11 protein-coding genes are annotated in these 7,226 nt (G+C 60.7%); 5 read left to right on the top strand and 6 right to left on the bottom strand.

Annotated features, from left to right (window positions below; translation table 11 throughout):
- From C3418_RS22045 to C3418_RS22035, 3 genes are all read left to right on the top strand, one after another.
- Positions 1–491: RNA-guided endonuclease TnpB family protein (locus tag C3418_RS22045; protein ID WP_146054122.1), on the top strand; the 491-nt coding region annotated here is incomplete at its 5' end.
- A gap of 356 nt (positions 492–847) precedes the next feature.
- Positions 848–1,717 carry a S1 RNA-binding domain-containing protein gene (locus C3418_RS22040; protein WP_042014378.1) on the top strand — a complete coding sequence of 290 codons (870 nt, stop codon included), beginning with the start codon at positions 848–850 and terminating at the stop codon, positions 1,715–1,717.
- Position 1,718: 1 nt separating this feature from the next.
- Positions 1,719–2,030, top strand: a complete 312-nt coding sequence (locus tag C3418_RS22035; protein WP_039039099.1) for a DUF1289 domain-containing protein — start codon at positions 1,719–1,721, stop codon at positions 2,028–2,030.
- Between the two features lie 45 nt (positions 2,031–2,075).
- On the opposite strand, the gene C3418_RS22030 is transcribed toward C3418_RS22035, so the two are convergent.
- From C3418_RS22030 to minC, 6 genes are all read right to left on the bottom strand, one after another.
- The gene (locus C3418_RS22030; protein WP_010674643.1) at positions 2,076–2,399 is read right to left on the bottom strand and encodes an HI1450 family dsDNA-mimic protein; all 324 of its coding nucleotides are present in this window, start codon (positions 2,397–2,399) and stop codon (positions 2,076–2,078) included.
- Positions 2,400–2,683: 284 nt separating this feature from the next.
- Positions 2,684–3,391 (bottom strand): monofunctional biosynthetic peptidoglycan transglycosylase, encoded by a 708-nt coding sequence (mtgA, locus tag C3418_RS22020; protein ID WP_080767838.1) that lies wholly within the window; start codon positions 3,389–3,391, stop codon positions 2,684–2,686.
- 53 nt (positions 3,392–3,444) lie between these two features.
- Complete coding sequence (locus C3418_RS22015) at positions 3,445–3,771, bottom strand: HI1450 family dsDNA-mimic protein (RefSeq protein WP_029314491.1); 327 nt, start codon at positions 3,769–3,771, stop codon at positions 3,445–3,447.
- Positions 3,772–3,951: 180 nt separating this feature from the next.
- Positions 3,952–4,221, bottom strand: coding sequence for a cell division topological specificity factor MinE (gene minE / locus C3418_RS22010; RefSeq protein WP_010674646.1), 270 nt, complete (start codon positions 4,219–4,221; stop codon positions 3,952–3,954).
- Positions 4,222–4,223: 2 nt separating this feature from the next.
- On the bottom strand, positions 4,224–5,036 hold the full coding sequence (minD, locus tag C3418_RS22005; RefSeq protein WP_010674647.1) for a septum site-determining protein MinD: 813 nt from the start codon (positions 5,034–5,036) through the stop codon (positions 4,224–4,226).
- Between the two features lie 18 nt (positions 5,037–5,054).
- Positions 5,055–5,780 (bottom strand): septum site-determining protein MinC, encoded by a 726-nt coding sequence (gene minC, locus C3418_RS22000; protein WP_039039101.1) that lies wholly within the window; start codon positions 5,778–5,780, stop codon positions 5,055–5,057.
- A gap of 106 nt (positions 5,781–5,886) precedes the next feature.
- Between minC and C3418_RS21995 the strand changes: the two genes are divergently transcribed.
- Together C3418_RS21995 and C3418_RS21990 are read left to right on the top strand one after the other, a co-directional pair.
- Positions 5,887–6,165, top strand: a complete 279-nt coding sequence (locus C3418_RS21995; RefSeq protein ID WP_052816493.1) for a YcgL domain-containing protein — start codon at positions 5,887–5,889, stop codon at positions 6,163–6,165.
- Positions 6,162–7,127 (top strand): lytic transglycosylase domain-containing protein, encoded by a 966-nt coding sequence (locus C3418_RS21990; RefSeq protein WP_103859284.1) that lies wholly within the window; start codon positions 6,162–6,164, stop codon positions 7,125–7,127. The genes C3418_RS21995 and C3418_RS21990 overlap by 4 nt, the downstream gene beginning before the upstream one ends.
- Positions 7,128–7,226 lie beyond the last annotated feature (99 nt).

The raw sequence follows: 7,226 nt of genomic DNA, 5'->3' as shown, positions 1-7,226 counted from the left end.
ATATCGCCAATACCCGCCGCGATTACCTTCACAAGGTCACAACGACTATCAGCAAAAACCACGCGATGATCGTCATTGAGGATTTGAAGGTTGCCAGCATGTCAAAATCAGCAGCGGGCACGACCAGTCAGCCGGGGCGCAACGTCCGGGCAAAATCAGGGCTGAATCGTTCGATATTAGATCAGGGCTGGTTTGAGCTGCGCCGCCAGCTCGAATACAAGCAGGCATGGCGAGGTGGTCAGGTGTTGGCGATAAACCCGGCCTACACCAGCCAGCAGTGCGCCTGTTGTGGGCATACTGCGAAGGATAACCGCCAGACGCAAAGCCAGTTTAAATGCGCTGCGTGTGGTTATGAGGCGAACGCCGATGTGAATGGCGCTCGCAATATTTTAGCGGCGGGACACGCCGTTTTAGCCTGTGGAGGCGCGGTGCAATCAGGCCGCCCGATGAAGCAGGAACCCGGTACTGCGCGAGCAGCTATCACCCAGTAATGGGGATCCCCCTCCTGTGACGCGAAGCGCTAAGGTGGGGGAGGATGTCAATGATTGAGATGACGGGTACGAGTGGCTGGGTTCATCGACGCTTCCTCTGGATTGACGGCCGCGAAGTCTACCTAAAAGTGGGGTTATTTGCAGCAAAGGGGGAACTGAATGCTGCTAATATCGTCAATCTGGCCACCCGGGAGCGGGAAAAGAGGTCAGACACAGGGGGGAGGGGCTAGGTCCTGCTGCCGCTCTGGGGTAACATGCGCGCCTGCATGACATAAATCGGCCCCGTCCTCTCTCATCCGACGGCGGCGATGCACCTCTATATGACGGGTCTTCCATGAGATGGGCCCATCCGGATATTGAAAGAAGAGATCACCATGTTACAGATTGGCAAGATGAACACCCTGACCGTCGTCGAGATCGAGGAGCGCGGCGCCTGGCTGGCGGCGGGGGAATACGGCGAGCTGCTGCTGCCCAGGCGCCAGTTGCCGGAAGGCGTCGCCGAGGAGAGCGAGGTGTCCGTCTTCCTCTATCTGGATGCGGATTGCGAGCCGGTGATCACCACCGACAAGCCCTTCGCCATGGTGGGGGACATCGTCGGTCTCAAGGTGGTCAACGCCAACAAGATTGGTGCCTTCCTCGACTGGGGCATGAAAAAGGATCTCTTCGTACCAAGCCGCGAGCAGAACAAGCCGATGCAGGTGGGCCATGTCTATCTGGTGCACCTGATGCTGGACAACGAAGGGCGCATGGTCGGCACCAGCCGTCTGGAGCGCTTCCTGCGCATCGACCCCCCTTTCAAGAGCGGTGACGAGGTGACGGTGCTGCCGGGGGAGCACACCCCCCTTGGCATCAAGGCCGTGGTCAATGGCCAGTACGCCGGCATGCTGTTCAAGAACGAGGTGTTCGGCCGCGTGATGACGGGCCGACCGCTGACCGCCTGGGTCAAGCAGGTGCGCGAAGATGGCAAGCTGGACCTGACCCTGCAAAAGCCGGGGCTGGCCCGGATGGATGACGCCGGTGCGCGCATCCTGCTGCGCCTGCAAAAGCAGGGGGGCAGCCTTGCGGTGGGAGACAAAAGCGATCCTGACGTCATCTACAAGATGTTCAGCATGAGCAAGGGCACCTTCAAGAAAGCGATCGGCGGCCTCTACAAGCAGGGCAAGATCGTCATCGAGGAGCACAGCATCCGCCTCGTGGGCTCCGACACGCCAGCAGGGGACGAATAAGGTGCCGAGTCCCTGCATCGGTGACTGCCGGGCCAAAGAGGGGCTCTGCCTCGGTTGTGGCCGCACCCTGACCGAGATAGGCCAGTGGTCCACCATGGACAGCGAGGCCCAGCTGGCCCGCATGGCCGAGCTCGATGGCTCGAAGAGCACCCATGCCTGCCCGGGCTGCGGCGAGCCGGCGTTCTGCGCCGTGTCGGCGGGGGAACCCATCGAGCGCTGTTGGTGCAACCAGCTTCCCGCGTTGCCCATGAGCGATGCCAGCGCCTGCTGGTGTCGCCGCTGTCTGGCCAAGGCCATCGCGGCACGCCCCTGACTCGGGCAGCGCAAAAAACGAAAAAGGCGCCTGGGGCGCCTTTTCTTATGCCTGTTGCTGGCGGTGCCAGCGGATATGCACGTCGTGCTCGCTCTGATCCCGGGGGAGCAGGAAGGTGGCGTAGATCACCTCGAACTCGTCCTGATGATCCAGCAAGCCGACCCAGACCTCGGCCCAACGTGCCATGTCCACCGGCTCGCCGAGTTCGGTTGACCAGTCGGCATTGGGCAGGGTTGCCTCCACCGCGCCACGTTGCTCGAACTCGAGGGTGATGTCGACGATTTGTTCGGGGGCCAGCATGTCGGCGGCCTGCTCCAGAAACTGATCATAGGCCCACTCTACCAGCTGATCCGGGCTACGTTGTTCCATGAAATCACTCCAGATACGTCCAGGTTCGCCACTTTAACAAGTATTGGGATGGGCAGCCAGCCCGGGGGCGGTGATGCCGTGCTGTCAAATGGCGGGATCAGGGGATAAGGTTAACAGAGCCGCCAGCAGGGGCGGCGTGACGGGGCGGCCTGGCAAGATGAAGCGACGACAGTACAGAAGGCAGATCAAGCGGCGGCGCGAAACCTGGTGGTGGCACTATCTGCCCCTTCATCGGGAAACTGTCGGCGGCCATCTGGGGCCCGCCTCTGATCCGCAGGATGGCGCTACTCTGTGCCGTGGACCCGGTTCAGGGTGACTTGCCCGAGTTGACCCATCTGACGACGGATCCAGGCCGAGCGCTGCTGCACATAGGGTGAGGGGGGCTTGACCCGATAACGCCAGGGGTTGGGCAGGGCGGCGGCGAGCAGGGAGGCCTCGTAGCGGGTGAGGCGTATCGCCGGTTTGCCGAAGTAGTGCCTGGCGGCCGCCTCGGCGCCATAAATGCCGGGTCCGAACTCCACGATGTTGAGATACACCTCGAGAATGCGGGACTTGTCCCAGCCCAGCTCCATCAACAGGGTGAACCAGGCCTCGATCCCCTTGCGCAGGAAGCTGCGATCGCTCCACATGAAGAGGTTCTTGGCGGTCTGTTGGCTGAGGGTGCTGGCACCGCGCACCCGCCCGCTTTGCTGGTTGTGCCTGAGGGCCGAGCTGATGGCGTCCATGTCAAAGCCGTGATGTTCGGCAAAGCGCTGATCCTCGGCGGCGATCACCGCCAGTTGCAGCTCCCGGGAAATCTGCTCAAGTGGCACCCAGTCGTGCTTCACCTCGGCCACCTTGGCAGGGGGAAACAGGGCGCGTTCGAGGCGCCAGGTCCACATGGGGGGGTCGATGAAGCGCAGCAGCGCGACCGAGACGATGGTGCTCGCAAAGGCGGCCAGCAGCAGCTTGCCGAGCCAGCCCAGCAGTCGCCGTCTGCGCGAAGGCCTCACGGGCGCGGGCCCGCCGTCCCAGTCATAGTGGCCAGGATCATCGGGATCCGGAATTATTGGGGCAGCCATTCGATGTGGCAGAACTTCTCGTCGACGCGGCGGGAGAGCAGCATGCGGGCAAACAGGTGCTCGTACTCTTCTTGTTCGTTGCCAAGGCCGACCCAGATCTCGGCATAGTCGGCGTCGCTCACCTCAAACCCAACGTCGGCCGCCCAGTCGTCGGCGGGATCGGTCTCCGCCAGCAGGCCGCGGTCGTTGAACTCCTGATTGAAGCGGACGATCTCCTGCTCGGGCAGGTTGTCGGAGGCCAGCTCCATGAAGAGTTCGAGGGCGGTGTCGAGCAGTTCCTCGACGCTGTGCATTTCGTCATTCAAAGACATAAAAGCCGTGTTCCAGATAAGGGGGGAGGGAATGCCCGTCGGCAGCGCCTCGGGGTGCGCGGTATTCTAGCTGGCCCTGATGCCCTTGGCGAGATGCCGGGACGCCAGGCATTAAAAAACCGGATCCTGGGAAAGGATCCGGTCTTCATTGGGGGAAGGGGTCGCGCATGGTGCGTCAGCTCATCCCTTCTTCTGGTCGTCGGCGAAGGTGATGTTGAGCTCCAGCACCGACAACTCGTCACTCTTCTGATCAAGCTGGACGGTGATCTTGTCCGGGTCGATCTGCACGTATTTGCGGATCACGTCGAGGATGTCCTGCTTGAGCTGGGGCAGGTAATCCGGCCCCCCTCTGGATGAACGCTCGTGAGCCACGATGATCTGCAACCGCTCTTTGGCCAGTTGTGCGGTGTTCTGTTTCTTGTTGGAACGAAAATAATCCAATAATGACATGCTTAACTCCCGAACAGTCGGCTAAAGAAGCCCTTCTTCTCTTCTTCCAGAAAACGGAAATCCTTGGTGTCACCCAAGAGGCGGGCGACGGCGTCCTCGTAGGCCTGACCGGCATCGGACTCCTTGTCCAGAATGACCGGCTCGCCGGAGTTGGAGGCGCGCAGCACCGCCTGGGACTCCGGGATCACCCCGAGCAGTTTGATGGCCAGGATCTCCTGTACGTCCTGCACGCTCAGCATGTCGCCGCGGTTGACGCGGGTCGGGCAGTAGCGGGTCAGCAGCAGGTGCTCCTTGATGGGATCCTCACCGCGCTCGGCACGGCGGGACTTGGAGGCCAGGATACCGAGGATGCGATCCGAGTCACGCACGGAAGAGACTTCCGGGTTGGTGGTGACGATGGCCTCGTCGGCGAAATAGAGCGCCATCAGGGCGCCGGATTCGATACCGGCGGGGGAGTCGCAGACGATGTAGTCAAACTGCATCTCCGCCAGCTGATCCAGGATCTTCTCCACACCTTCACGGGTCAGGGCATCCTTGTCCCGGGTCTGGGAGGCGGGCAGGATGAACAGGTTTTCGCAACGCTTGTCCTTGATGAGGGCCTGGTTGAGGTTGGCTTCCCCGTTGATGACGTTGACGAAGTCATAGACCACGCGCCGCTCGCAACCCATGATGAGGTCCAGGTTTCTCAGACCAATGTCAAAATCGATGACCACGGTCTTGTGGCCACGCTGGGCCAGACCGGTGCTCAGTGCCGCGCTGGTTGTCGTCTTGCCAACGCCACCCTTGCCCGATGTAACGACTATGATTCGCGCCATTCTCGCTTCCTTGTAACTCTATTTGATTCGGTCTATACGAAGTTGTTCATTGTCGAGCCGGATATGGACCGGCTCTTGTATCACGCCTGCAGGCAATGCATCGCTGAGCTGGAAGGTGCCCGCGATGGAGAGCAGCTCGGCCTGCAATTGCTGGCAATAAATGCGGGCCTTGGGATTGCCCTTGGCCCCTGCGATGGCTCGGCCACGCAGGGCACCGTAAACATGGATGCTGTCATCGGCGATGACTTCGGCGCCAGGGCTCACCGAGCCCAGCACCACCAGCGAGGTGCCGGCTGCATAGATCTGCTGACCGGAGCGCACCGGGCCCACGTGGACCTTGCTTGCCTCCACGGGCGCTGGCACCGGGGGAACCGGTGCGGCCTCCACTGGCTTGGGCTCAGGCACTGGCGGTGTCGGCTCAGGTTCTGCCTTGCGGCTCTTGCCTGACACCATGACGGCGAGGCCTGCCGCCTTGGCGGCCGTCTTCATCGCCTCGTCCCGCGCCCCCGTGATCCCGACCAGCACGAAGTCTTCCGACTCGACCAGCTCCCTGAGCTGTTCGAAATCGGGGATCGCCTCGAGGCGTTCCACATTGAGGACGAGGGGGGCACAATTAAAAAACTGGGGGGCCTGCGCGACCTTGGCCTCCAGCAGTTGTCGGATCCGGGCCGGATTGCCATCGCTGAGATGCAACACAGAAATAGTGAAGGTGGTCCCTTTCAATTCGTTATCGCGTTCAACCATGAATCTTCCCCGAACCGAGACGGTAATACGTTATTGTTATTCAATTCCTGATGTTATAGTTTGCCACCACCAGAGGCAATAAACCCGTCGGATTATATCAATTTCCATGTTGTGTGCAGTCTATAAAAGTCGCAAAAAAGCCGAGACCTATCTCTTTATTGAACGAAGAGAGGACTTTTCCCGCGTTCCCGAGGTGCTGATGAGTACCTTCGGGCGTCCCGAACTGGTCCTGATGACCAAGCTGGACCCGGCCAAGCCCCTGGGGCTGGCCTCCACGGAGCGGGTGATGTCCGCCCTGAAGAGCCAGGGCTTTTATCTGCAGGTGCCACCGCCACCGGAAAACCTGCTGGAGCAGCACAAGGCGCAATTAAAGGGCGCACGATGAGGGCGGGGCGGCTGGCACTGCTGTTGTCAGGCGCCCTGTCGGGATCGCCGGTGCAGGCCGGCCCCGATTTTGACCAGTACGTGGCGAGCCTCAAAGAGCAGGCGCTGGCGGCGGGGATGTTGCCCGAGACGGTGAGTGCGGCCTTTGCGGATGTCCACCTTGTCGATGCCGCCATCAGGCACGACAAAAATCAGCCGGAATTCAAACTGACCCTGGACACATATATTCCCCGGGCGGTGCCGGAATGGAAAGTCAAGCAAGCTCAAACCTTATATCGCCAGCATTTGCCGCTGCTCACAAAAATAGGCCGGGAATATGGGGTTCAACCCCGCTTTATTGTTGCCTTGTGGGGAATTGAAACCAATTTCGGCAAAATAACCGGCCATTATCCCCTTATCTCTTCTCTCTCGACCCTGGCCTGGGACGGTCGCCGTGAAGCCTTCTTCAAAGGCGAGTTGTTCGATGCCCTGCGCATTCTGGAGCAGGGACATGTGAACCCCGCCAACTTCAAGGGATCCTGGGCGGGGGCCATGGGACAGGTGCAGTTCATGCCCTCGTCATTCCTGCGATACGCGGTGGATCAGGACGGGGACGGCAAGAAGGATCTCTGGGGCAATCTGGCGGATGTATTTGGATCGGCTGCCAATTATCTGAGCCAGAACGGCTGGCGCGAAGACCAGACTTGGGGACGGCGGGTGAGGGTGCCAGAACGCCTGGACCCCGCCTTGCTGGGACTTGATACCCGCAAGTCCCTGGCGACCTGGCAGGCCCTCGGGGTTCGCCAGCAGGACGGCTCACCTCTGCCTGTGGTCGACATGCAGGCCTCCCTCATCCGCCCTGACGATATTCACGGGCGAAGCTACCTTGCCTATGACAATTACCGGGTACTGCGTCACTGGAATCGCTCCCCCTATTTCGTGGTGGCCGTCGGCACCCAGGGCAAGATCGCGAACGTTTTTTAAGCAGGGCATGAGGATTTGACCGACCGAACAGGGTGTGATCTTATACTCTCTTTTACGGGAGTTTCGTCATGAACCATCAAGCGGCATTTACCCAATTCT

It is taken from the genome of Aeromonas sp. ASNIH8, from assembly GCF_002919855.1.
In the GTDB taxonomy this organism is placed as follows: domain Bacteria; phylum Pseudomonadota; class Gammaproteobacteria; order Enterobacterales; family Aeromonadaceae; genus Aeromonas; species Aeromonas caviae.
The sequence above is the reverse complement of the archived record's forward strand: the minus strand, read 5'-3'. Positions and strand labels throughout refer to the sequence as shown.